Raw genomic sequence first — 21,023 nt, forward strand, 5'->3', positions numbered from 1 at the left:
TATTGGGAAGAGATAGCCATCCCCATGAACAAGGAACCAGACCATGAGCGTATTTAGCCGCCTGACCGACGTGATCAATGCCAACCTGCACAGCCTGCTCGACAAGAGCGAAGAGCCGGAGAAGATGCTGCGCCTGATGATAGAGGAGATGGAACAGGTCCAGGTCGAGATGAGAACCCAGGCCGCCCGCGTCATCGCCGAGCAGAAGCAGCTGGAACGCCACCAGCAGGCGCTGCAACACCAGATCCTGGAGTGGTCGGCCAAGGCCGAGCTCGCCATCCAGAAGGGGCGTGAGGATCTGGCCCGTGCCGCCCTCACCGAGAAGCTGGCCGAGGCCAAAAAATGTGACCAGCTGGAGCAGGACAAGGCCCGGGTGGCCGAGGTGCTGGCCCAGCTTACCGCCGACAGCGAGCGGCTGGCCGCCAAGCTGACCGAGGCCCGCGAGAAGCAGAAGATGCTGACCCTGCGCGAACAGACCGCCCACAGCCGCATCCGTGCCCGCGCCCAGGTCGACAACCAGCGCATGCACGAGCTGATGGCCCGTTTCGACGGCTTTCAGGGCAGGGTCGATCAGCTGGAAGCCCAGTTGGAGGCGGCGACTCTGGGGCAGAATCCCTCGCTGGAGGCCCAGTTCCGCGAGCTGGAGCTGAACGACGAGATTGAGCGCGAACTGGCCCGGCTGAAGGGTCAGAAGGTGGAGGCATAAACATGACGCCCTGGCCGAAGGACCTTGCCCATCGCAAGTTGACCGGGGTCTGTGCCGGCATCGCCAACGGGCTGGGGCTCTCCAGGGTGACGGTACGGATAGTGGCGCTGATCGCCCTGATCCTGATGCCGCCACTGACCCTGGCCGCCTATCTGCTGGCGGTGCTGATCATGCCGCCCCGTCGTGAATTGAAGCGCTGGCTGGATTGACCCCAGGGTCATTCAGCCGGCAAGAGAAGCCTGTGAGGAGCAGAACATGCTGGAATTTATCGTCTTGATGCTGGTGTTGGTGGCCATGGCGCTGGCGGGGTTTACCGTGCTGGCCATGCTGCTGGTGAGCGGCCTCTTCGTGCTGTTTGGGGCCCTGGCCGGCATGTTCGCTCTGATCATCAAGCTGGCGCCCTGGTTGCTGGTGCTGCTGGTGGTGTGCTGGCTCATCAGCAACCGGCGCAAGCAATCCAATACCTACCGTTAAGCCTCCCTGCTATCGGATCCTGCCTTGGCCACTGCTCGCAGTGGCCTTTTTTGTGGCCTCTTCATCGCCTGCTCGACAGCCGCCAGCCAGGGCTGGCTCCAGTCGGCCCAGCCATCCGGCTCCCGCACCAGGCGCTCCTTGAAGGCCTTGCTCTGCTGCTTGAGGCGGTATTCGAGTCGCAGCGCCGCCCCCTTGTCACCCACCATCTGCTGCCAGACCAGCGTGAGCGGTCCCTTGCCGCGCAGGGCGCGGGATCCCTTGCCGCTCTGGTGCTGGCGCAACCGCCTTATCGGATCCGTGCTGATCCCCGTATAGAGCAGGCCGGTCGCGGTGCGTACCAGATAGAGGGACCACTGGCTGGTTGGGGGTGAGCTGGTCGGTTCTGTGTCCATCGCTGCTTTTCTCATTCGATCTGTCTGTGCCAAACTCAAGAGCAGTCCAAGGAGGTGCGATGCGAGTCTGGTTCTGGTTGTGGTGCCTGTTGTCGGTCCCGGCTCTGGGGGAGACGATCCGTGTTTATGATTACCATCAGCACCCCCCTTTCATGACAGGGGAGAAGACGGGGCTGAGCCGGGATCTGGTCAAGTATCTCAATGAAAGGCTCGGCGGAGAACCCAGGCTTGAGCTCTGGCTGGTCAATCGGGCCAGATTGGCGCTGGAGATGTCGGATCCCGGCTTCGACGGCCTGGTGGCCTGGGTCAATCCCGCCTGGGTGGGGGATCCCCAGCGCGAGCGCTATCTGTGGACCTTTCCCATCATGCGTGACACCAACGAGCTCATCTCCAGCGCGGCCAGACCCATTACCTATCGCGGCCCGGATTCACTCAAGGGGCTGATCTTCGGTGGCATAGAGGGCTATCGCTATCAGGGGATCGATGATGCTGTGGCCCGGGGCGAGCTGGTGCGCCACGATGCCAAGAAGGTCAAAACCAATTTCAGCCTGCTGATGCGGGGCCGCATCGATGTGACGCTGGTGCCGGGCTCGGCACTCTCCTTCTTCATCCATGATGCCTATGAGGGCAAGCTGTTCGTCTCGCCCTTTCCCCAGTCCAGCTATACCCGCCACCTCTTGCTGCCGAGATCCCGCAGCGAGCTGCATGCCCGGCTGAACGACATCGCCGAGCAGATGGACCAGGATCCCGCGTGGCACGCCATCCTGGAATCCTATCGTGGCAGACCCTGAGCAGGGTTGCCGGCCCCGCGCCTGAGTTTGTGCAGCGGCAGCAGGCTCACCAGCAGACCCGCCCAGACGAAGGCAAATCCCACCGACTTTACCGGATCCGCCGTCTCGCCAAACCAGAAGAGGGCGAGCAGGAAGGCGAGGCTGGGTTCTATATATTGCAGCAACCCCACCGTGCTCATGCGGGTGCGCGCCACGGCGTAGCAGAACAGGCCCACCGGCAGCAGGGTGGCGGGGGCGCTGCCCATCAGCAGCAACCGATCAGCCCAGTCACCGGCCATGAACTGGCTCATGCCGCTCAGGGCCAGAGCACCGATGATCAGCAAAGCGACCGGCAGCTGGACCAGGGCCTCGAGATAGAGGCTGACGCCGGCGTCGTAGTGCACCTTCTTCTTGAGCAGGCCGTAGAAGGCGAAGTTGGCCCCCATGATGAGGGAGAACCAGGGCAGCTGGCCGTAGGAGAACAGCATGTAGGCCAGCCCCGCCAGCGCCAGGGCGACCGCCAGATGCTTTTGCGGGGTGAGCCGCTCCTTGAGGAAGAGCACGGCGAACACGATATTGAACAGCGGTGTCATGAAGAAGGCGAGGCTGGTGGCCAGCACCTGACCCGTGGTCAGGCACCAGGTGAACATGCACCAGCTGATGGACATGACGGGGCCCGCCAGCAGTATGAGGCCGAGTTGACGGGGTTCACTGCGCAGGCGCGCCCAGGGCACCCGGTAGCCGAGCAGGGCGAAGAGGGTGCCCAGCAGTACCGCCGACCAGAGGACGCGATGGGAGAGCAGCTCCCACATGTTGACCTCCGGCATGAACTGGTAATAGAGGGGCAGCATGCCCCACAGCACGAATGAGAGGGCCGCGCTGCCGGTGCCCATCCAGTTCTTCATCTCTCTCCGTTTATTAAATTAAACATTTGTGGTCGCATGATAAGTACCCGCTGACGCTTTCACAAGCAGGATGGAGGGGGAAATTCTGTTACTATCGGGCCCATGAACCGACTCGATACGCTGTTTGAACAGATCCGGGCCTGCCGGTTATGCGAGGCTCATTTGCCGCTGGGACCACGCCCGGTGATCCGTGGCGCCGAAAGCGCCCGCTTGCTGATCATCGGCCAGGCGCCCGGTACCCGCGTGCATGCCAGCGGCATCCCCTGGGATGACCCTTCTGGCGATCGGCTGCGTCACTGGCTCGGCGTGGATAAAACGACCTTCTACGACGAGTCCCGCATCGCCATCATGCCGATGGGGCTCTGCTACCCCGGCAAGGGCAAGTCGGGGGATCTGCCACCCAGACCCGAATGTGCGCCCACCTGGCACGACAAGGTGTTGATGCTGCTGCCCAATATCGAGCTGACCCTGCTCATCGGCCAGTATTCTCAACAGTACTATCTGGGCAAGGCCAGCAAAGGCTCGCTCACCGAGACGGTGCGCAGCTGGGCCGACTATGATCCCGCCTGGCTGCCGTTGCCGCACCCGTCCCCGCGCAACACCTTCTGGCTCAAGAAGAATCCCTGGTTCGAGCAGGATGTGATCCCCCATCTGCAGCAAAGGGTCGCCCCCTTGCTGGTGCGACTCTAGTACTGGCCTCTGCGTCAGACCGCAGGTTCCGTCAGCGGCTTTGGTTTGCTGCGAGCCATGGCAAGCAGCGGGATTATGATGCACAGGCAGCCCAGCAGCAGCGGCAGACCCGGCTGCTCGTCGAACAGCCAGACCCCGATGGCGACCGCCATCAGGAGACCCGTGTATTCCGCCGAGGCGATCTTGCTCGCCTCCGCCTTGCGATAGGCCACCACGCACAGCCCGGCATAGACCATGATCAGCGCCGATGAGCCGAAGGCGGGCCACCACATCTGCCACTGCCAGTCTCCCCCTTCCCACCAGGCCAGCGCCAGTATGAAGGGCATGCTCAGCACGTTGGTGAAGAACAGGGTCTGTGCTATGGGCTGCTTGAGCGGGATCCGCTTGATCAGCAAGTTGTTGAGCGCCATGGAGAGCGCCACCCCGAGCGCCGCCAGCGCGGCCCAGTTCACCTCGGTCGGCCGCAGCACGATCAGCACCCCGATAAAACCGATGAGCGCGGTCAGCACCTTCTGGCGCGAGATGGCTTCCCCCGCCATCCATACCGCCAGCGGCACCATCATCAGCGGGGCCGCATAGAAGAGGGCGTTGGCGGTGGCGAGCGGCAAGCGGGTGAGGGCAATGACCATCAGGCAGACGCCGACCGCCCAGATGTGAGCCCGCAGCAGATGCCACTTGAGCGCCACCGGCGGGTTGCGACGCCAGGACCAGAGCAGCCAGGGCATCAGCAAGAGGGCGGCGGAGAGCTGGCGAAAGAAGACAAACTGGAACACGGGCTGGCTCGGCTCCAGCATCTTGACCAGCGCATCGGAAAAGACCGCCACCATGTTGCCCAGCACCAGATAGAGGATTCCGATCCCGACTGCATTCATACCACCTCCCATATCAGATGAGGGCAGGGTAGCGCGGGGTCAGTTATCCAGTAAAATGATAAAAAATCACCATCTATGAGAATTTTGGATAATGAAGCTGCCTCCCCTGCGCGCCGTTCAATATTTCGAAGCTGTCGCCCGCCTGCTCAGCTTTTCCCGTGCAGCCCTCGAACTGAATGTCAGCCAGAGTGCGGTCAGCCACCAGATCCGCCTGCTGGAAGATTTTCTGGGTGAGCGCTTGCTGCTGCGCCAGGGGCGACTGTTGTCACTGACCGCCCAGGGGGAGGTTTACTTCGAAGGCATAGCGGCCGGGCTCGGCCAGATCGCCCAGAGCAGCGAACAGCTGCGCGGCGGTGGCGAGATGCGGCTGCGGCTCGCGGTCTACAGCTCGTTCGCGGTGAAGTGGCTGATCCCGCGTCTGGCGGGGTTGCGCCAGCTCTATCCCGAGCTGGATTTGAGCCTGGAGATGGTGGCGGAAGATCCCGAGCTCTCCGATCGGGTGGCTGACTGTTTCATCACAGTCTCGCCCCACGGCCGCGGTTATTGCCACGATCTCATCTACCGGGAGCGACTGTTCCCGGTCTGCAGTAGGCGCCTGCTGCAACAGCTGGAAGGGGAGTGGCCACAGGCCATCTGGCAACTGCCGCTCTTGTCGGTGCAGTCCATCTACAAGGCGCGGGGGGAGGATTGGCAGCGCTGGGCCAAGGCGGGCGGCCTGGTCATCCCGGACGAGGCGCGGATGCACCACTTCAGTCATGTGCTGCTGGCGATGGAGGCGGCGGCCTGGGATCAGGGGGTGGCGTTTGTGAACGATTACATGCTGCGGCCGGATGATCCCCAGCTGGTGGCCTTGCCGGTACACCAGCTGGAGACGGGGGATGCCTTCTACTTTACCTGCAAGCGCTCCCGGGCCCATGAGCCCGCCATCAGCCGGTTGCGTCAATGGCTGATGATGGAGACGCGCCAGAGCATGGCGCTATAACTGCTTGGGCTATCAGGCTTTTTTGAACTGGCTCAGGATAAACAGGCTGGTGGCACAGACCACCACGGAAGGGCCGGCTGGCGTGTCTTGATACCACGAGAGTGTCAGTCCGCCCAACACCGCCAGACAGCCGATCAGCGCGGCAAAACCGGCCATCTGCTCAGGCGTCTGGCTAAAGCGGCGGGCAGTGGCGGCCGGAATGATCAGCAAGGAGGTGATGATGAGCGCCCCGACAAACTTCATGGCCACGGCGATCACCAGCCCGATCAGCAGCATCAGCACACAGCGCAGCACATCGACCCGGATCCCTTCCACCCGTGCCAGCTCTTCCGAGATGGTCATGGAGAGCAGGGGATCCCACAGGCGCCACAGGGTGAGCAGCACCAGAGCGCCGCCGCCGTAGATCCAGAGCAGATCCACCGGTTGGACCGAGAGCAGGTCACCGAACAGGTAGGCCATCAGATCCACCCGCACGTTATCCATAAAACTCAAGGTGACCAAGCCGAGCGACAGGGCGCTGTGGGCCAGGATGCCGAGCAGGGTATCGGTCGCCACCTGCTGGTTGCGGCTCATGATCACCAGCAGCATGGCCATGGCGAGGCAGCAGACCACCACCGCCAGGGTGAGATCCACCTGCAGCAGTATCCCCAGCGCTATGCCGAACAGGCAGGCATGGGAGAGGGTGTCGCCAAAATAGGCCATCTTGCGCCACACCACGAAGCTGCCGAGGGGCCCGGCCAGCAGGGCGATGCCGAGGCCGGCCGCGAGGGCATATAACAGAAAGCTGTCCACTTGAATGTCCTTAGCTGCGCTTATTGATTGCGAGACGGCAGGCGGATGACGGGGGCCTGCTCATCGTGATGATGGTGTTCGCCGTCGCAGTGATGATGGTGGGTGTAGACCGCCAGCACCTCCTGCTCGGGGCGCCCGAACAGGCGGGCAAATTCGGGATGGCGTGCCACGCTTTCCGGCTCGCCGTGACAGCAGACGTGGCGATTCAGGCAGATCACCTCGTGGGTGCTGGCCATCACCAGGTGCAGATCGTGGGAGACCATCAGCACGGCGCAGTTGAACTCGGCCGCCAGCTTGCTGATGAGGGCATAGAGCTCGATCTGGCCGTTGATGTCCACCCCCTGCACCGGCTCGTCCAGCACCAGCAGCTCGGGCTTGACCAGCAGGGCGCGGGCCAGCAGCACGCGTTGCATCTCGCCGCCGGAGAGCTTCTGCATCCGGTTGTCCAGCAGCCCCTGGGCGCCGACCCGGTTGAGCGCCTCCTCGATGGAGAGACGGCCATTCTTGCCGAGCTGCAGGAAACGGCGCACCGTCAGCGGCAGGGTGGGATCCAGATAGAGGCGTTGCGGCACATAGCCGACCCGCAGATCGCGACGGCGCAGGATCTCGCCGGTATCCGGGGTGAGCAGGCCCAGCACCAGCTTGCTCAGGGTGCTCTTGCCCGCCCCGTTGGGGCCGACCAGGGTAGTTATTTTGCCTTTATTCAGGGTAAAGGAGACCTTGTCGAGCACGAGTCGTCCGTCGAACGAAAGACAGACCTCTTTCAGCTCCACCAGTTGGGTCATGACAGCTCCGGGGTTTACAGCCTGTGAGAGTTATAATATAACAACAGCGTTGGTTTGTTATATTATCACACACTCACTTCCTGACGAGATCTCTATGCGAATTCTTACACTGATCACTGCCCTGCTGGCAGTGAGCCTGCCTGTCCGTGCCCTCGAGGTGCTGACCACCATCAAGCCCCTCGGCTTTATCGCGGCCGCGATCACCGATGGCGTGAGTGAACCCAAGGTATTGCTGCCGACCGGCGCCTCTCCCCACGACTTCTCCCTGCGCCCCTCCGATATTCGCAGTATCCAGGATGCCGACCTGGTGGTATGGGTCGGTCCCGAGCTGGAAGGCTTCATGGCCAAGCCGCTGGCCAAGCATCCCCATGTGCTGACGCTTACCCGGGTTGAGGGGATGCCGCTGTTCGACTATGCCAAGCAAGAAGGGCACGAAGAGCATGCCGATGAGGGTCATGATCACGATGGACACGAGGGCCATCATCACGAAGGGGTGGATCCGCACATCTGGCTGGGGCCGACCCAGGCACTGGTCATCGCCAATGCGCTGAGCGAGACGCTGAGTGCCCAGGATCCCGCCAATGCCGAACGTTATCGCGCCAACCTGTTGACCTTCAAGGCCAAGGTGGATGCCAAGGACAAGCTCATCGCCGAACAGATGAAGGCGGTGAACCAGAAGGGCTACTTCGTGTTCCACGAGGCCTATGGCTACTGGGAACGTCACTATGGCATGAGCTCCAAGGGGCACTTTACCGTGAGCCCGGAACGCCGTCCCGGCGCCAAGACGCTGGTGGAGATCCGCAAGGCGCTGCAGGAGAAACAGGCGAGCTGCATCTACGCCGAGCCGCAATTCTCCCCTGCCGTGATTGAGTCGGTGGCCCGCAACACAGGCGCCAAGGTATTGCTGCTGGACGAGGTGGGTGAACAGGTGCCGCTCGGACCGGATGGCTATCCCCAGTTCATGCAACAGCTGGCCGACGCCTTCGCCCAGTGCCGCTGAGCCACTCCTGGCTCATCCCATGGGGTTGCCTGCGCCAACTATACTGACCTCCAGCATCTGACATGGAGGGTTAAGTATGAAATGGTTGCTCATTCCCACCTGCACGCTGGCACTGTTCTGTGCCAGCGTGCAGGCCTCCCGCCTCTCCGAATACATCGCCAGTCCCGAGTTGAGGGCCAAGTTGCAGGAGGTCTATGGCGGCAGGGCGATCCAGCGGGCCGAGGCGTTTTCCCGCCTGCTTACGCCCAGAGCGGGCACCACGGATCAGCAGAAGATCACGCTGGTGAACACCTACTTCAACAACCTGACCTACAGCGATGATCCCAGACTGTGGGGGGATGAGGACTATTGGGCCAATCCGCTGGAATTTATCGGTGCCCGGGGCGGGGATTGCGAGGATTACAGCATCTCCAAGTACTACACCCTGATGGAGCTGGGGGTGGATGAGAAAAAGCTGCGGCTGGCTTACGTCAAGGCGGTGAAATACAACCAGTTTCATATGGTGACGCTTTATTTTCCAACGCCAAAATCCGATCCGCTGGTGCTCGATAACATCAACAGCCGGATCCTGCCCGGCAGCCAGCGAACCGATCTCATTCCCGTTTACAGCTTCGATGCCAAGAGCATCTGGATCATGAAGTCGCGCCGTGAAGGCACGCTAGCGGGCAGTGCCGATCGGTTGGCGCAGTGGACATCGATGAAGACCCGTTTCTCCAGCGAGCAGCTGCGCTCCCCCCGTCGCCAGCTATAGTTTTCCCGCCGCTTTCAACTCCGCGAAATATTTTGCCGCGCCCGGATGCTGTTCGATGCTCAGCACCGAGCCTGTTTTGTTGCGCGCCTTGTGAAACAGGTTGGCGTAACCATAGGTCTGCTCGTTGAAGCTGGTCTGCTGGGTCAACATGGCCCGGGTCAGCCGGTAGACGTCCGCCTCCGGCGTGGCGGCATTGGTCACCAGGGTGGCCGCGATGGCAAAGGTGGGGGTCGCCTTCAGGTTGCCGGGATAGATGCGGGCAGGCACCTGGCTGCGCTGGTAGTACTTGACCCCCTTGAGCAGCTGATCCCGAATATCTCCCTCGATGGGCAGAAAGTGGATGGCGCAGCGCTTGGTGGTATCGAGCACGATCCGGTTCGGGTGTCCCATCACCAGACCGTAGGCATCTATCTGTTTGCTGCAGAGTGCCTCCGCCAGATTGCCTGCGCTCTTCAGATCGAGTTCCTGCTCCTTTGCTCCCAACAGGTTGAACAGGGCCAGGGCCGTCTGGCGAGTGCCCGAGCTCTTCAGCCCCATGTCGATGGGCGCCAGCTTGAGCTGCGCCAGCGTGGTGATGTCACCATCCGCCCGCACCACTATGGTGAAAGGCTCGGCGTGGGTGGCGAAGATGGCTCTGAGCTCTGGCTGCGGCTGGCTGGCATAAGGCCCCAGGCCTCGGCTGGCCTGATAGAGCCAGTCCGATTGCACCAGGGCATAGGGTATCTGCCCAGCCTGCAACTGGCGCAGATTCTCGATGGAACCTGAGGTGGCCTGCAGCTTGCATTGCAGCTCGGGGTCACTCTTGTTGGCCAGCCGGCAGAACTCTTTGGCGACCTGATGATAGATCCCCTGCTCACCGCCGGTGGCGATGATCATTGGACTGGCCAGCAGCGGCAGCGGCCACAGCAGGGCGAGCAACGACCCGAGTCTGTTCATGAGATCTCCTTGCTGGCGTAACCGTCTATGCCCCAGCTGCGCAGGGTGTCGATATCCTGGATCTCGCCGGCTTCTGCCAGCAGGGTGTAGCCCGCACTGTGCAGGCATTGGGCCACCAGATTCCAGTAAAGAGGAGCCTGGGTTGGCTGGCAGCTGATGAAGACGGGACTGATGGGGTCGAGCTGATTGAAGGTGTCGTTGGTCATGGGAATGGCGCTGAACGCCATCTCGACGCCCTGTTCCTGCAAGGTGGCGAGCCGTTCTGCCCCGAGGGGCGGGAAGTTTGCCAGATCCCAGCGCCAGTCGAGGGTCTTGCCTCTGCCCTTGGCCAGCAGCGAGGCGAATTGCGCCCAGTCAGCATGATTTAGCAGGCTGAGGGGCAGTTGCAGCCCCTCCACCGGATGGTGCAGCCAGAGATCGAGCAGGTGCTGGATCTCGTCCGGCGAGCTCTCCTGCGAGGGAGGTAGGGTGGGGATGAGGCGGCTGTAGAGGCGGATGCTGCCCTGGGTGGAGAAGAAATGCTGTTGTTGCAGGCCGTCTCCCCCCTCGGTCAAGCCCAGCAGGGGCTGAGGGGCTGTCGTCGCCTGCTGCTTGCCGAGCTGGGTGATCTTGAGCCGCTGTTGCAGCAGATCCCGCTTGCGCTCCGAGACCAGCTGGTTGACCGAGATGACCAGCTCCTTGAGCTCCTGCAGCCAGGGAGAATCCAGATTGCCGCTGAACTGGCGTTTGCGGATCCTGACCAGTTGCTGGTTGATGAGTTCGAGGGGGCGCAGCAGGCGGCCGCATACCCAGGAGATCACCAGAGTGAACACCAGTAGGCCGGCGAGCAGGGCCAGGCCGGTACGGCTGATGGCATTCCACAGGTGTTGATAGGCGTAGCCTTTGTGTCCCTCGAGCGTGAGGGTGCCCAGCATGCGCCAGCCATCGGTCAACTCCTGCTCAATCTTGACCGGCGGCATGTCGATAACGAAAGGGAGCCAGCTCGGCACATTCTGCTGCGCTGTGTGAAAGACCTTCTGGAACAGCAGTTGACCGTCGGGGTCCAGCAGGGTGACCGAGCTGACGAAGCCGCCGTCGAACATGGCGTTGACTATGGTTTCGGCCAGCACCTTGTCATCGTTGAGCAGGGTGCCTTGCAGCACCAGGCCGAGGGCCGTGATGGCCGTTTCCAGGTTGGCCGACATCTGGTCGAGGATGGACTGACGTACCGTGGTGACCTCTAGCATGAACAACAGGGCGGCACCGATAACGAACAGGATCAGGATGATTCGGTTTAACAGTTTTGCTAACGACATATCCACTCCATGGAAAAGTTATCGCAACATCATGAAACCTTGGGTCAAACACAATCGGACCCGGTTCTTAAAAATAGGAAAAAAATGGTTAAAAAAGACGATCATTTCTGCCCATAGCGGAATGTTATGCATAAAATGTGAGGTTCATGCAGATTGCTATGAACTAATTGTGAGTATTTAGGTCAAACAATCAGTTTTATACGGTTCTATAGCAAACAGACTGACCACTAACACCCTTGGATCTAATGACAGGATAGCGGATGAAACGTCTCCGTCCCTTGGTAGCACAGGCTGCCAATTGGGAACCCCCGGTTCCCCGCAAGCATTTTTACGCCATGTTACTGCTCACGGCCATGACGCTGTCAGCGGTAGCCATATTGCCGGCACCAGGTGACATCCTGGAGCGGCCATTGCGTCTGGAGTTGCCCATTGCCACCAACGGCACGGCAACCAACGAAGACAATACGGATTTTAACGACATCCCGGATCATGAGCTGGTGGAAGCCGCGACCCCGGAAGATGACATCCCGACCGATGCCACTCCCCAGTGGCAGGACTACAGGGTGCGCAACGGTGAAAACCTGACCACCATCTTCAACAACCTGGGGCTCTCGACCACCACTCTCTACAAGGTGCTGGATGCGGATGGCCAAAACAATCTGGCCCGCCTCAAACCCGGTCAGACCATAGAGTTGCTGATCGATCAGGACAACATACTGCAACAGATGAAGATTCGTCTGAACATCAAGCAGACCCTGATCCTGGAGCGCACCGATGACACCTACAGCGCCAGCATGCTCAATGAAGAGGTGCAGTGGCAGCAGAAGAGTTATGACGGCGTCATCAACGGCAGCTTCTATGTCAGTGCCCGCAATGCGGGGATCCCGGCCAACCACATCCAGAAGATTGCCAACCTGTTCCAGTGGCGGTTGAATTTCGCCAAGGATCTGAAAAAGGGCGACAAGTTCAAGGTGCTGGTCCGTCAGGAGACGGTCGAGGGCAAGAGCACGGGCAACACCCAGTTGCTGGGGGTCGAAGTGTTCAATCAGGGGCAGGGCGTCTCGGCCTGGTTGTCGGAAGATGGCAACTATTATGATGGCCAGGGCAACAGCCTGGAGCGCGGTTTCCGCCGCTATCCGACCCACAGCCGTTATCGGGTCAGCTCCAGCTTCAACCCGAATCGTCGCCACCCGATCACAGGTCAGGTTCGCCCTCACGAGGGCACCGACTTTGCCCTGCCGGTGGGCACGCCTGTATTGGCTACCGGTGACGGTGTCGTGCTCAAGGCCACCAGTCACCCGCTGGCCGGTACCTATGTGGTGATCAAGCACGGTCGTACCCTGATGACCCGTTATCTGCACCTGAGCAAGTTGCTGGTGAAAACCGGCCAGAAGGTGAAAATGGGCGACAAGATTGGGCTCTCCGGCAACACGGGCCGTTCCACCGGTGCTCACCTGCACTACGAGGTGCGGATCAACAACCGCCCGGTCGATGCCATGAAGGTCAAGCTGCCGATGGCGGAGCCGCTCTCCGGCAAGGCCAAGCGCCAGTTCCTCGCCAAGGTGAAGAGCTATCGCAAGGAGATGGAGGCAGGCTGAGGCCGGTTTCCAGCCGAATAGAAAAAGGCCCCGCCACATTGGCGGGGCCTTTTCGTTGGCGCCATGGGCGGATCAGTAACCCTTGTCGAAGTCTATCTTGCCGTCCAGCGGCTGACCGTCGATAAAGCGGATGTAGTTGCGCACGAAGATCTGGGCCACATCATCGGGGAAGCTGTAGGCGCTGTTGTGCGGGGTGATGATGAGGTTGGGCTGGCCCCAGAGCGGGCTGTCTGCGGGCAGGGGCTCCTGCTCGAACACGTCCAGCACCGCCATGCCCAGCTTGCCGGTACGCAGGGCGGTCAGCAGATCGCCTTCGTTGATGGCATTGCCGCGACCGACGTTGAACAGGATGGCGCCCGGTTTGCAATGTTCGAAACGGGAGGCGGTAAACAGATGATGGGTCTCGCGGGTGGCGGGCAGGACACTGACGATGACGTCGGCCTGGGCCAGCATCTTGTTCAGCGCTGGCAGCTGATACACCTGATCGAAACCGGCCCGCTCACGGCCGCTGCGACTGACGCCGAGCACCTTCATGCCAAAATGCTTGCCGGTGTGGGCCAGGTGCTGGCCTATGCTGCCGGTCCCCAGGATCAGCAGGGTGCGCCCCTTTAGCCCCTGATACGGGTGGCTCTGCCACAGCCGCTGCTTCTGCTGCTCCCGGTAGAGCGGCAGCTGGCGCATCAGGCTGAGCAGGTGACCGAACACGTACTCGCTCATCAGCGGGCCGAAGATGCCGCGCACATTGGTGAGTTGATAATCGCGGCGGCAGCTGGCATCCAGCAGCACGTCGACGCCGGCATAGGTGGACTGGAACCAGCTCAGCTTGTTGGCCCTGGCTAGCAGCGGCTTGGCCCGCGCCGGCTCGGCCATCAGTATGTGAGCCTCTCCGATCAGTTTCTCGGCCTCGCTCTGGCTGTCGGCTCTCAGAATGCGCAAATGGGGGAGATGGGCCGCCTTGAGCAGGCGCTCGTAGTGCGCGTTGTCCTGGCTGAGCAAAAGAAGGGTACGTTGACTCATACTCTTGTTCCTTATCAGATTTGCGGCGCGGGAGAGAGGCCGCTCTGTGTTTATCTTACCCGAGTTGATCGGGCAAGATAGTCGACCGGGCCGCTTTATTCGTTTTCGCGCGGCCCCTCGTGGGCTACAATCTGCCCCACATTTTGCAAAGGATCCGACTCCAGTGTTTGGTGACAAGTTTTATAAGCGACTGGCCGAGCTACAGCCTTGGCAACAGACCGTCTACACCCTGGCGCTGGCGGAGCGCATGTACCCCAACTATGCGCTGTTTGCCCAGGCATCCGGCTTCGGCGATGCCAAGGCGTTTCGCAACGCGCTGGATCAGATGTGGAACTACCTGACGGTAAAGGGATCCCGCGTCAATCTGGGGGCCATCCTGGAGGCGTTTGAAGTCTACATTCCGGAGCCAGGCAAGTTTGAATCCTACGGTGCCTATCCGGCGCTGGATGCCTGCGTGGCGCTGGGTTGTGCCTACAACTCGGTGATCTGCCGGGTCGGCGAAGAAGCCGAAGACGCCAGCCATGCCTCAGTGGGAACCGTGGCCGGTTTCATCGAGATGCTGGAAGAGCGCGACATGACCGAAGAGGAACTCTACGAGCACGAGTACATCGAGGCCGAGCTGGAGTTTCAGGTCGAGCTGCTCAAACGGGTGGCCCACGAGCGTGACAGCGACCGCATCCTGGCGATCAGGGCATTTGCGGCCCAGGACGGTGTTTCCAACATAGGCATCAGCCTGGACGAGTGACATCGCCACGGGATCTGTCGAAAACGTCCCCATAGAAAAAAGCTCCCGTCGGGAGCTTTTTTTATACCTGCTCCCTTCTCATGCCCGTTCTTCGGTGAGCGGTCTGACGCTCAGCACGGGGGCGGCATCTATGCCATCGGCATTCATCATGGCCGAGATACGCTGCAGGGAGGAGAGCAACAGCCCCTGCTCCCAGATTTCCAGCGCCTGAAAACGCTGGATGAAGCTCTCTTGCAGCGGGGTCGGCGCCTGGGCCAGCAGGGCACGGCCTGCGTCAGTGAGTGTCGCGTGGACCTTGCGCTTGTCGGTTTCACTGCGAATGCGCTGCACCAGCTGGCGGCTCTCGAGACGGTCCATGATGGTGGTCGCGGTAGCCTGGCTCATGTTGGTGTGATCCGCCAACTGACGCATGGAGATCTGCCCCAGCTCGTTGATCCCCTTGAGCAGCAAGAGCTGCGGCGATGTCAGCCCGGCTTCCTTGATCAAGCGCTTGGAGTGCATATCGATGGCACGAATAATCTGGCGCAGTGCGACCAGCACTTCATCATGTTTTTCCATGGGATCTGAGTCATTGGGGGGCTGTTGAGAGGCGCAAAATTCTCCGCCTAATTCCTCATCAGGTCAATATGGTTTTTGGTCTAATGATTTCTGCTCTAATGATTTTTGTGTTAGGTTGTCCGCCGTTTTCCGGATTTTAACCCGACATTTGAGGAGCGAGATGATGAATAACGATCTGGACATCAAGTCTCTGGTTGCCGAGCTACGGGTGGTCAGAGTGCGTTACGAACTGCCTGACACCTCGGCTTTCGTGCGTTATCAGCCCGCCTATGACGAAGACCCCAACACCCTCAAGGTGCACCACTATGATGGTGAGCTTCCCCTCTCCTGTAGCGAGACTGGTGCTTTCAACCTAAAGGAGTTGGTGAACGAATTACGTTATGCCTATGTGCTGGTCCACCTCTTTCCCGACGAGAGCGCCATGAACTTCTACCTGACCGGTCTGGATACCGGCCTGGCCCAGCTGGAGTTCATCGGCGGTTCCTATGACTTCAACCGGCTCTGGATCACCAGCGGCATCTCCAATCTGGGCGTGCCCATGGCCATCTTCCTTGGCAAGCGCCACGCCGTGAATGGCCAGCCTTCCGTCACCTTGGTGGACCATCGTGAACTGGCCGCGGGTCGCATGGTCTATCGCGCCATCGGTGGTGCCGGTGAGCATGTGGGCGAAGACTTTTTCAACAACGACTAAGGAGGCCCGATGAGAGCAACCAAAGGGCTATTGAAAGGCCTCAACCCGACCATGGCCATGACGGCGCTCACTGTCATCACCCTGTTCCTGCTGTTTGGCGTATTCGTGCCCGAAACGGCCGCCGCCTGGTTCGTCGGCGCCAAGGATCAGATCATTGCCGGGTTCAAGTGGTACTACATTCTGGTGGTCGCCCTGTTCCTGTTCTTCGCCGTCTATCTGATGTTCAGCCGTTTCGGCAGCATACGGCTGGGTGACGACGACCAGGTACCGGAGTTCGGCTACTTTGCCTGGTTCTCCATGCTGTTCAGCGCCGGCATGGGTATAGGGCTGGTGTTCTGGAGCATAGCCGAGCCCATGAACCACCTGCAGGGCAATCCCTTCATCACCGAAGGCATGACCCCGGAGGCGGCCCAGATCGCCATGCGTCTCACCTTCTTCCATTGGGGCCTGCACCCCTGGGCCATCTATGTGATCGTCGGCCTGTCGCTGGCTTTCTTCAGTTACCGTCGCAAGCTGCCGCTGGCCATTCGCTCCGTGCTCTATCCCATTCTAGGCGAGCGGATCTACGGCTTCTGGGGCCATGCCGCCGACGTGCTGGCGGTGTTCGGTACCGTGTTCGGGGTGGCGACCTCCCTCGGTCTCGGCGTCTCCCAGATGAATACCGGCCTCAACCAGATGTTCGGCATGGCGGTGTCTCAGTCCAATCAGCTCTGGCTCATCGGCGGCATCAGCCTGATCGCGACCCTGTCGGCGGTCTCTGGCGTGGGGCGCGGGGTCAAGCTGCTCTCCGAGCTCAACATCTGGCTGAGCGTGTTCGTGCTCGGCCTCTTCCTGGTGCTGGGGCCGACCACCTATATCCTCAACGCCTATGTGCAGAACATCGGCGACTACCTGCAAAACATCGTCAAACTCAGCTTCTGGACCAACACCGAGGCCAACGGCACCTCGGCCTGGCAATCGAGCTGGACCGCATTTTACTGGGGCTGGTGGATCGCCTGGGCGCCGTTTGTCGGCATGTTCATCGCCCGCATCTCCAAGGGGCGCACCATACGTGAGTTCGTGCTCGGCGTGCTGCTGGTGCCCTCGCTGCTCGGCATGTTCTGGCTGACGGTGTTCGGCGGTACGGCCATGAATCTGGAGCTGTTCGGCGGCGGTGGCGTGGTGGCTGCGGTCAATAAAGATGTGACCCTGGCGCTCTACCAGACGGTAGAACTGCTGCATTGGGAGACCTTCGGCTGGATTGCCAAGGGGGTGCTGACCTTGCTGATCTGTACCTACTTCATCACCTCCAGCGACTCGGGCACGCTCGTCATCACGACTCTGCTCTCCATCGGCGATCAGGATCCTCCGGTGCTGCACCGCGCCATCTGGGGTCTGGGGCAGGGGCTGGTGGCGGCCATCCTGCTGGTGTCCGGCGGACTGGCGGCCCTGCAGGCGGCCAGCATCATAGCCGCGCTGCCCTTCTCGCTGATCATGCTGGCCATGTGCTACTCGCTGATGCTGGGGCTCAAGCAGGAGAGCCAGCACCAGTTCGAGTACCGGCAGAAGCTCAAGCGTCATCCCGGCTCGGTCAACCTGAGCCTGCTGGATCGCATAGGCCCGGCCTGACCACGCAGTGGCAAAGAGTGCAAAACGAAAGGGGAACCGCGAGGTTCCCCTTTTTCATTGTTATTTCCTGTGCTCGGCGGCCGATCACAGCATCTGCTTGAGGCGATAGAGCAGATCCAGCGCCTGGCGGGGGGTCAGCTCGTCCGGGCGCACCGCCTCCAGCTCATCCACCACAGGATGGGACTGGGGGGCCAGCGTCACCGGCGTCGGGCGTGTTTCACCTGCGGCCGGAGGCGTGGCGCTTTCGAGCTCCGCCAGCTTGTGGCGGGCCTGATGGATCACCGATTTCGGCACTCCCGCCAGCGCTGCGACCTGCAGGCCGTAGGAGCGGCTGGCCGCCCCCTCCTGCACCGCGTGCATGAAGGCGATGGTGTCGCCGTGCTCGACCGCGTCCAGATGGACGTTGGCCAGCCCCTCGATCAGCTCCGGCAGCCGGGTCAGCTCGAAATAGTGGGTGGCAAACAGGGTGTAGGCGCCAATCTTGCTCGCCAGCTGTTCGGCGCAGGCCCAGGCCAGCGAGAGGCCGTCGTAGGTGCTGGTGCCGCGGCCAATCTCGTCCATCAGCACCAGACTGCGGGCGGTGGCGTTGTTGAGGATATTGGCGGTCTCTGTCATTTCCACCATAAAGGTGGAACGGCCGGAGGCGAGATCGTCCGACGCCCCGATGCGGGTGAAGATGCGGTCTATGGGGCCGATGCGGGCGCTGTCGGCGGGCACGAAGGCACCGATGTGGGCCAGCAGCACGATCAGCGCGGTCTGGCGCATATAGGTGGATTTACCGCCCATGTTGGGACCTGTGATGATCAGCATCCGGCGCTCCCGCTCAAGCCGGATGGGGTTGGCGATAAAGGGATCGCTCATCACCTGCTCCACCACGGGGTGGCGGCCCGCCTCGATGATGATCTGATCCTCGTCGATAAGTCGCGGGCAACGGTAGTCCAGGGTCTCGGCCCGCTCCGCCAGGTTGGCCAGCACGTCCAGCTCCGCCAGCGCGGACGCCGACTCCTGCAGATCGCCGAGATGGGGCAGCAGGGTGTCGAGCAGCTCCTCGTACAGCCGTTTCTCCAGCGCCAGCGCCTGAGCCTGGGCCGTGAGCACCTTGTCCTCGTACTTTTTCAGCTCGTCTATGATGTAGCGTTCGTTGTTCTTGAGGGTCTGGCGGCGTATGTAGTGGGCTGGCACCAGATGGCTGTTGGCCCGGCTCACCTCGATATAGAAGCCGTGCACCCTGTTGTAGCCCACCTTGAGGGTGTTGATGCCGGTCAGCTGCTTCTCGCGCTCCTCGATGCGGGCCAGGCTGGCGGTGGCGCCGTTGGCCAGATCCCGCAACTCGTCCAGCTCCTGGTTGAAGCCGTCACGGATGACGCCGCCATCGCGGATCAGTACGGGTGGCACCTCCATCACGGCGCGCTCCAGCAGGTCGAGCAGCTCGGGGAAGGTGCTGGCGCGCTCGGCCAGTTGCTGCACCGCCTCGTGCTGGTTATCCGCCAGCAGGCGCTGTAGCTCGGGCAGCTGGGCGAATGCCTGCCGCAGCCGGGTGAGGTCGCGCGGGCGGGCGGAACGCAGAGCGAGGCGAGCCAAGACGCGTTCCACGTCGCCTACCTGACGCAGCAGGTTGCCCAGCTCGTCGTAGAGGTTCTGCTCGATCAACTCCTTGATGGTGCTCTGGCGACCCTTGAGGATCACCCGATCGCGGATCGGCTGATGGATCCAGCGCTTGAGCAGGCGACTGCCCATGGGGGTGGCGGTGCGATCCAGCACATCGCTCAGGGTATTTTCATACCCTCCCGCCAGATTCTGGGTCAGCTCCAGGTTGCGGCGGGTGGCGGCATCCATGATGACGGCGTGATCGGGCTGCTCGAGGCGCACGCTGCGGATGTGGGGCAGGGCGGTACGCTGGGTGTCCTTGACGTACTGCATCAGGCAACCTGCGGCGCACAGGGCTGTCTCGCTCTGGTCGACCCCAAAGCCCACCAGATCCTGAGTGCCGAACTGCTGGCACAAGAGGGTGCGGGCTGTGCCCAGCTCAAACTCCCACTCGGGGCGACGGCGCAGGCCGCGGCGACCCTCGACGTGCTGCAAAAACGCGAAGGATTCGGGATAGAGCAGCTCAGCCGGGTTGGTGCGTTGCAGCTCCGCCAGCAGCGTCTCTTCCTTATCGAACTGGTTGATGAAGAAGCGGCCGGAGCCGATGTCCATGGTGCCGTAGCCGAAGCGGCGGCCATCGTGATAGACGGCGGCGATCAGGTTGTCCTGTCGCTCGCTGAGCAGCGCCTCGTCGGAGACCGTGCCCGGTGTGATGATGCGGATGACCTTGCGCTCCACCGGCCCCTTGCTGGTGGCAGGATCCCCCACCTGCTCGCAGATGGCGGCGGATTCACCGAGCTGTATCAGCTTGGCCAGATAGCCCTCGATGGCGTGATAGGGGACGCCCGCCATGGGAATGGGGCTGCCCGCCGACTGGCCGCGCTTGGTCAGGGAGATATCGAGCAGCTGGGAGGCCTTGCGGGCATCGTCGTAGAACAGCTCGTAGAAGTCGCCCATCCGGTAGAACAGCAGTATCTCCGGGTTCTCGGCCTTGAGGCCAAGGTACTGCTGCATCATGGGCGTGTGGGCGCTCAGATTGGCGCCGCTGGCTTGGTATTGTGCTGTCATGTTCTATTCCAGAAGGGGCCTCTGCGGGCCTGGGTCTGCGGTGATGAGCTCTGAACGAATGGAGGCCATTCTACACATAAGCGCCGCCGCAGTGGAGGCATGGCTTCCATGGTGCTGTCGGCATAGTCGGCAAGCCCTGGCAGGCGGCGCCTGCGCGACTGGGCCCCAGAGCCGCACATCAGTGCCGCGACGGGGGCGGTCGGGTTCTGCCCTGCCGCGGTTGCGGGCGACAGGATCGGGATCGCATAATGTGCCTCTTGAGCGGATCAGAAGGAGCCGGGATGAAACTGGATGCTGAAATAGAGCAGCTCGCCACCGAGCTGGGCCTGGCCCTGAGCCAGCGTGGCTGGCTGGCGGCTACCGCCGAATCCTGTACCGGTGGCGGGGTGGCTACGGCCATCACCGACATAGCCGGCAGCTCCGGCTGGTTCGATCGCGGCTTTGTCACCTACACCAATGAGGCCAAGCAGCAGATGCTGGGGGTGAGCGACCAGAGCCTGCGGGAGCAGGGCGCCGTGAGCGAGGCCGTGGTGCTGGAGATGGCCCGTGGCGCGCTGGCGAACTCGTCGGCCGCCATCAGCGTGGCCATTAGCGGCATCGCGGGCCCCGGCGGCGCCACAGAGGACAAACCGGTCGGCACCGTCTGGTTCGCCTGGGCGGATCGCAGTGGTCGTCATCACTCCCTGTTGGCCCGGTTCGACGGGGACAGGCGGCAGGTACGCCAGCAGGCGGTCAGGCAGGCCCTGGCCGGTCTGTTGGCTCTGCTCAGATAAATTGGGCTTGATACTGTATGAATAGACA

The 21,023-nt window shown here is 61.7% G+C and carries 23 protein-coding genes; 13 read left to right on the forward strand and 10 right to left on the reverse strand.

Translation table 11 applies throughout. The features are described from left to right. The first annotated feature begins 43 nt into the window (after nucleotides 1-43). From pspA to pspG, 3 genes are read left to right on the forward strand one after another with little or no spacing between them, the layout of a single operon-like run. The gene (pspA, locus tag BN1118_RS02705) at nucleotides 44-706 is read left to right on the forward strand and encodes a phage shock protein PspA (protein WP_043554461.1); all 663 of its coding nucleotides are present in this window, start codon (nucleotides 44-46) and stop codon (nucleotides 704-706) included. Between the two features lie 2 nt (nucleotides 707-708). After that, the gene (locus BN1118_RS02710) at nucleotides 709-915 is read left to right on the forward strand and encodes a PspC domain-containing protein (protein WP_043140401.1); all 207 of its coding nucleotides are present in this window, start codon (nucleotides 709-711) and stop codon (nucleotides 913-915) included. 46 nt (nucleotides 916-961) lie between these two features. Then, nucleotides 962-1,180 (forward strand): envelope stress response protein PspG, encoded by a 219-nt coding sequence (gene pspG / locus BN1118_RS02715; protein ID WP_043140399.1) that lies wholly within the window; start codon nucleotides 962-964, stop codon nucleotides 1,178-1,180. Here the strand turns inward: pspG and BN1118_RS02720 are convergent. Then, entirely contained in the window at nucleotides 1,177-1,587 is a 411-nt protein-coding gene (locus BN1118_RS02720; RefSeq protein WP_043554462.1) for a GIY-YIG nuclease family protein, read from the reverse strand. The two genes, pspG and BN1118_RS02720, sit on opposite strands and share 4 nt — an antisense overlap. Nucleotides 1,588-1,631: 44 nt before the next feature. On the opposite strand from BN1118_RS02720, the gene BN1118_RS02725 reads away from it, so the two are divergent. After that, on the forward strand, nucleotides 1,632-2,363 hold the full coding sequence (locus tag BN1118_RS02725; protein WP_043554464.1) for a substrate-binding periplasmic protein: 732 nt from the start codon (nucleotides 1,632-1,634) through the stop codon (nucleotides 2,361-2,363). Here the strand turns inward: BN1118_RS02725 and rarD are convergent. Then, a complete protein-coding gene (rarD, locus tag BN1118_RS02730; RefSeq protein WP_043554465.1) occupies nucleotides 2,345-3,247 on the reverse strand; it encodes an EamA family transporter RarD in 903 nt (300 codons plus the stop codon). The two genes, BN1118_RS02725 and rarD, sit on opposite strands and share 19 nt — an antisense overlap. A 102-nt stretch (nucleotides 3,248-3,349) precedes the next feature. Here rarD and BN1118_RS02735 point away from each other — a divergent pair, with 102 nt between their 5' ends. Further along, a complete protein-coding gene (locus BN1118_RS02735; RefSeq protein WP_043554466.1) occupies nucleotides 3,350-3,937 on the forward strand; it encodes a uracil-DNA glycosylase family protein in 588 nt (195 codons plus the stop codon). Nucleotides 3,938-3,951: 14 nt separating this feature from the next. Here BN1118_RS02735 and BN1118_RS02740 read toward each other — a convergent pair whose 3' ends face one another. After that, nucleotides 3,952-4,809, reverse strand: a complete 858-nt coding sequence (locus BN1118_RS02740) for a DMT family transporter (protein ID WP_043554467.1) — start codon at nucleotides 4,807-4,809, stop codon at nucleotides 3,952-3,954. Nucleotides 4,810-4,900: 91 nt separating this feature from the next. On the opposite strand from BN1118_RS02740, the gene BN1118_RS02745 reads away from it, so the two are divergent. Beyond that, nucleotides 4,901-5,791, forward strand: coding sequence for a LysR substrate-binding domain-containing protein (locus BN1118_RS02745; protein WP_043140387.1), 891 nt, complete (start codon nucleotides 4,901-4,903; stop codon nucleotides 5,789-5,791). Between the two features lie 12 nt (nucleotides 5,792-5,803). Here the strand turns inward: BN1118_RS02745 and znuB are convergent, their stop codons facing one another. Beyond that, nucleotides 5,804-6,583: a zinc ABC transporter permease subunit ZnuB gene (gene znuB / locus BN1118_RS02750; protein ID WP_042868261.1), complete on the reverse strand. Its 780-nt coding sequence runs from the start codon at nucleotides 6,581-6,583 to the stop codon at nucleotides 5,804-5,806. Nucleotides 6,584-6,603: 20 nt separating this feature from the next. Next, the gene (gene znuC / locus BN1118_RS02755) at nucleotides 6,604-7,368 is read right to left on the reverse strand and encodes a zinc ABC transporter ATP-binding protein ZnuC (protein WP_042868263.1); all 765 of its coding nucleotides are present in this window, start codon (nucleotides 7,366-7,368) and stop codon (nucleotides 6,604-6,606) included. A 94-nt stretch (nucleotides 7,369-7,462) separates the two neighbouring features. Here znuC and znuA point away from each other — a divergent pair, with 94 nt between their 5' ends. Both znuA and BN1118_RS02765 read left to right on the forward strand, forming a co-directional pair. Further along, on the forward strand, nucleotides 7,463-8,368 hold the full coding sequence (gene znuA / locus BN1118_RS02760; RefSeq protein ID WP_043554468.1) for a zinc ABC transporter substrate-binding protein ZnuA: 906 nt from the start codon (nucleotides 7,463-7,465) through the stop codon (nucleotides 8,366-8,368). Between the two features lie 76 nt (nucleotides 8,369-8,444). After that, nucleotides 8,445-9,119: a transglutaminase-like cysteine peptidase gene (locus tag BN1118_RS02765; protein WP_043554469.1), complete on the forward strand. Its 675-nt coding sequence runs from the start codon at nucleotides 8,445-8,447 to the stop codon at nucleotides 9,117-9,119. On the opposite strand, the gene BN1118_RS02770 is transcribed toward BN1118_RS02765, so the two are convergent. Beyond that, nucleotides 9,114-10,055: a TAXI family TRAP transporter solute-binding subunit gene (locus BN1118_RS02770; protein WP_043554470.1), complete on the reverse strand. Its 942-nt coding sequence runs from the start codon at nucleotides 10,053-10,055 to the stop codon at nucleotides 9,114-9,116. The two genes, BN1118_RS02765 and BN1118_RS02770, sit on opposite strands and share 6 nt — an antisense overlap. Beyond that, nucleotides 10,052-11,350: a LapD/MoxY N-terminal periplasmic domain-containing protein gene (locus BN1118_RS02775; RefSeq protein ID WP_043554472.1), complete on the reverse strand. Its 1,299-nt coding sequence runs from the start codon at nucleotides 11,348-11,350 to the stop codon at nucleotides 10,052-10,054. Before BN1118_RS02775 ends, BN1118_RS02770 begins: the two co-directional genes overlap by 4 nt. A gap of 260 nt (nucleotides 11,351-11,610) precedes the next feature. Between BN1118_RS02775 and mepM the strand changes: the two genes are divergently transcribed. After that, nucleotides 11,611-12,948, forward strand: a complete 1,338-nt coding sequence (mepM, locus tag BN1118_RS02780) for a murein DD-endopeptidase MepM (protein ID WP_043554473.1) — start codon at nucleotides 11,611-11,613, stop codon at nucleotides 12,946-12,948. Nucleotides 12,949-13,020: 72 nt separating this feature from the next. Here mepM and BN1118_RS02785 read toward each other — a convergent pair whose 3' ends face one another. Beyond that, complete coding sequence (locus tag BN1118_RS02785; RefSeq protein ID WP_043141060.1) at nucleotides 13,021-13,965, reverse strand: D-2-hydroxyacid dehydrogenase; 945 nt, start codon at nucleotides 13,963-13,965, stop codon at nucleotides 13,021-13,023. A 163-nt stretch (nucleotides 13,966-14,128) separates the two neighbouring features. On the opposite strand from BN1118_RS02785, the gene BN1118_RS02790 reads away from it, so the two are divergent. Next, complete coding sequence (locus tag BN1118_RS02790; RefSeq protein ID WP_043141062.1) at nucleotides 14,129-14,710, forward strand: YjaG family protein; 582 nt, start codon at nucleotides 14,129-14,131, stop codon at nucleotides 14,708-14,710. Between the two features lie 78 nt (nucleotides 14,711-14,788). Here the strand turns inward: BN1118_RS02790 and BN1118_RS02795 are convergent, their stop codons facing one another. Next, complete coding sequence (locus tag BN1118_RS02795; protein ID WP_042866558.1) at nucleotides 14,789-15,268, reverse strand: MarR family winged helix-turn-helix transcriptional regulator; 480 nt, start codon at nucleotides 15,266-15,268, stop codon at nucleotides 14,789-14,791. A 163-nt stretch (nucleotides 15,269-15,431) separates the two neighbouring features. On the opposite strand from BN1118_RS02795, the gene BN1118_RS02800 reads away from it, so the two are divergent. Together BN1118_RS02800 and BN1118_RS02805 are read left to right on the forward strand one after the other, a co-directional pair. Further along, the gene (locus BN1118_RS02800) at nucleotides 15,432-15,959 is read left to right on the forward strand and encodes a hypothetical protein (RefSeq protein WP_043141064.1); all 528 of its coding nucleotides are present in this window, start codon (nucleotides 15,432-15,434) and stop codon (nucleotides 15,957-15,959) included. 9 nt (nucleotides 15,960-15,968) lie between these two features. Beyond that, entirely contained in the window at nucleotides 15,969-17,567 is a 1,599-nt protein-coding gene (locus BN1118_RS02805; protein ID WP_043554476.1) for a BCCT family transporter, read from the forward strand. 84 nt (nucleotides 17,568-17,651) lie between these two features. Here BN1118_RS02805 and mutS read toward each other — a convergent pair whose 3' ends face one another. Next, entirely contained in the window at nucleotides 17,652-20,222 is a 2,571-nt protein-coding gene (mutS, locus tag BN1118_RS02810) for a DNA mismatch repair protein MutS (RefSeq protein ID WP_043554477.1), read from the reverse strand. Between the two features lie 281 nt (nucleotides 20,223-20,503). Between mutS and pncC the strand changes: the two genes are divergently transcribed. Beyond that, nucleotides 20,504-20,995, forward strand: coding sequence for a nicotinamide-nucleotide amidase (pncC, locus tag BN1118_RS02815; RefSeq protein ID WP_043554479.1), 492 nt, complete (start codon nucleotides 20,504-20,506; stop codon nucleotides 20,993-20,995). Nucleotides 20,996-21,023: the final 28 nt, after the last annotated feature.

This window comes from Aeromonas bestiarum, from assembly GCF_000819745.1.
Lineage (GTDB): Bacteria > Pseudomonadota > Gammaproteobacteria > Enterobacterales > Aeromonadaceae > Aeromonas > Aeromonas bestiarum.

Excerpts from the sequence above, each read along its gene's own strand:
- pspA (WP_043554461.1), top strand. The coding sequence starts at position 44 with ATGAGCGTATTTAGCCGCCTGACCGACGTGATCAATGCCAACCTGCAC.
- BN1118_RS02710 (WP_043140401.1), top strand. The coding sequence starts at position 709 with ATGACGCCCTGGCCGAAGGACCTTGCCCATCGCAAGTTGACCGGGGTC.
- pspG (WP_043140399.1), top strand. The coding sequence starts at position 962 with ATGCTGGAATTTATCGTCTTGATGCTGGTGTTGGTGGCCATGGCGCTG.
- BN1118_RS02720 (WP_043554462.1), bottom strand. The coding sequence starts at position 1,587 with ATGAGAAAAGCAGCGATGGACACAGAACCGACCAGCTCACCCCCAACC.
- BN1118_RS02725 (WP_043554464.1), top strand. The coding sequence starts at position 1,632 with ATGCGAGTCTGGTTCTGGTTGTGGTGCCTGTTGTCGGTCCCGGCTCTG.
- rarD (WP_043554465.1), bottom strand. The coding sequence starts at position 3,247 with ATGAAGAACTGGATGGGCACCGGCAGCGCGGCCCTCTCATTCGTGCTG.
- BN1118_RS02735 (WP_043554466.1), top strand. The coding sequence starts at position 3,350 with ATGAACCGACTCGATACGCTGTTTGAACAGATCCGGGCCTGCCGGTTA.
- BN1118_RS02740 (WP_043554467.1), bottom strand. The coding sequence starts at position 4,809 with ATGAATGCAGTCGGGATCGGAATCCTCTATCTGGTGCTGGGCAACATG.
- BN1118_RS02745 (WP_043140387.1), top strand. The coding sequence starts at position 4,901 with ATGAAGCTGCCTCCCCTGCGCGCCGTTCAATATTTCGAAGCTGTCGCC.
- znuC (WP_042868263.1), bottom strand. The coding sequence starts at position 7,368 with ATGACCCAACTGGTGGAGCTGAAAGAGGTCTGTCTTTCGTTCGACGGA.
- znuA (WP_043554468.1), top strand. The coding sequence starts at position 7,463 with ATGCGAATTCTTACACTGATCACTGCCCTGCTGGCAGTGAGCCTGCCT.
- BN1118_RS02765 (WP_043554469.1), top strand. The coding sequence starts at position 8,445 with ATGAAATGGTTGCTCATTCCCACCTGCACGCTGGCACTGTTCTGTGCC.
- BN1118_RS02770 (WP_043554470.1), bottom strand. The coding sequence starts at position 10,055 with ATGAACAGACTCGGGTCGTTGCTCGCCCTGCTGTGGCCGCTGCCGCTG.
- BN1118_RS02775 (WP_043554472.1), bottom strand. The coding sequence starts at position 11,350 with ATGTCGTTAGCAAAACTGTTAAACCGAATCATCCTGATCCTGTTCGTT.
- mepM (WP_043554473.1), top strand. The coding sequence starts at position 11,611 with ATGAAACGTCTCCGTCCCTTGGTAGCACAGGCTGCCAATTGGGAACCC.
- BN1118_RS02785 (WP_043141060.1), bottom strand. The coding sequence starts at position 13,965 with ATGAGTCAACGTACCCTTCTTTTGCTCAGCCAGGACAACGCGCACTAC.
- BN1118_RS02795 (WP_042866558.1), bottom strand. The coding sequence starts at position 15,268 with ATGGAAAAACATGATGAAGTGCTGGTCGCACTGCGCCAGATTATTCGT.
- BN1118_RS02800 (WP_043141064.1), top strand. The coding sequence starts at position 15,432 with ATGAATAACGATCTGGACATCAAGTCTCTGGTTGCCGAGCTACGGGTG.
- BN1118_RS02805 (WP_043554476.1), top strand. The coding sequence starts at position 15,969 with ATGAGAGCAACCAAAGGGCTATTGAAAGGCCTCAACCCGACCATGGCC.
- mutS (WP_043554477.1), bottom strand. The coding sequence starts at position 20,222 with ATGACAGCACAATACCAAGCCAGCGGCGCCAATCTGAGCGCCCACACG.
- pncC (WP_043554479.1), top strand. The coding sequence starts at position 20,504 with ATGAAACTGGATGCTGAAATAGAGCAGCTCGCCACCGAGCTGGGCCTG.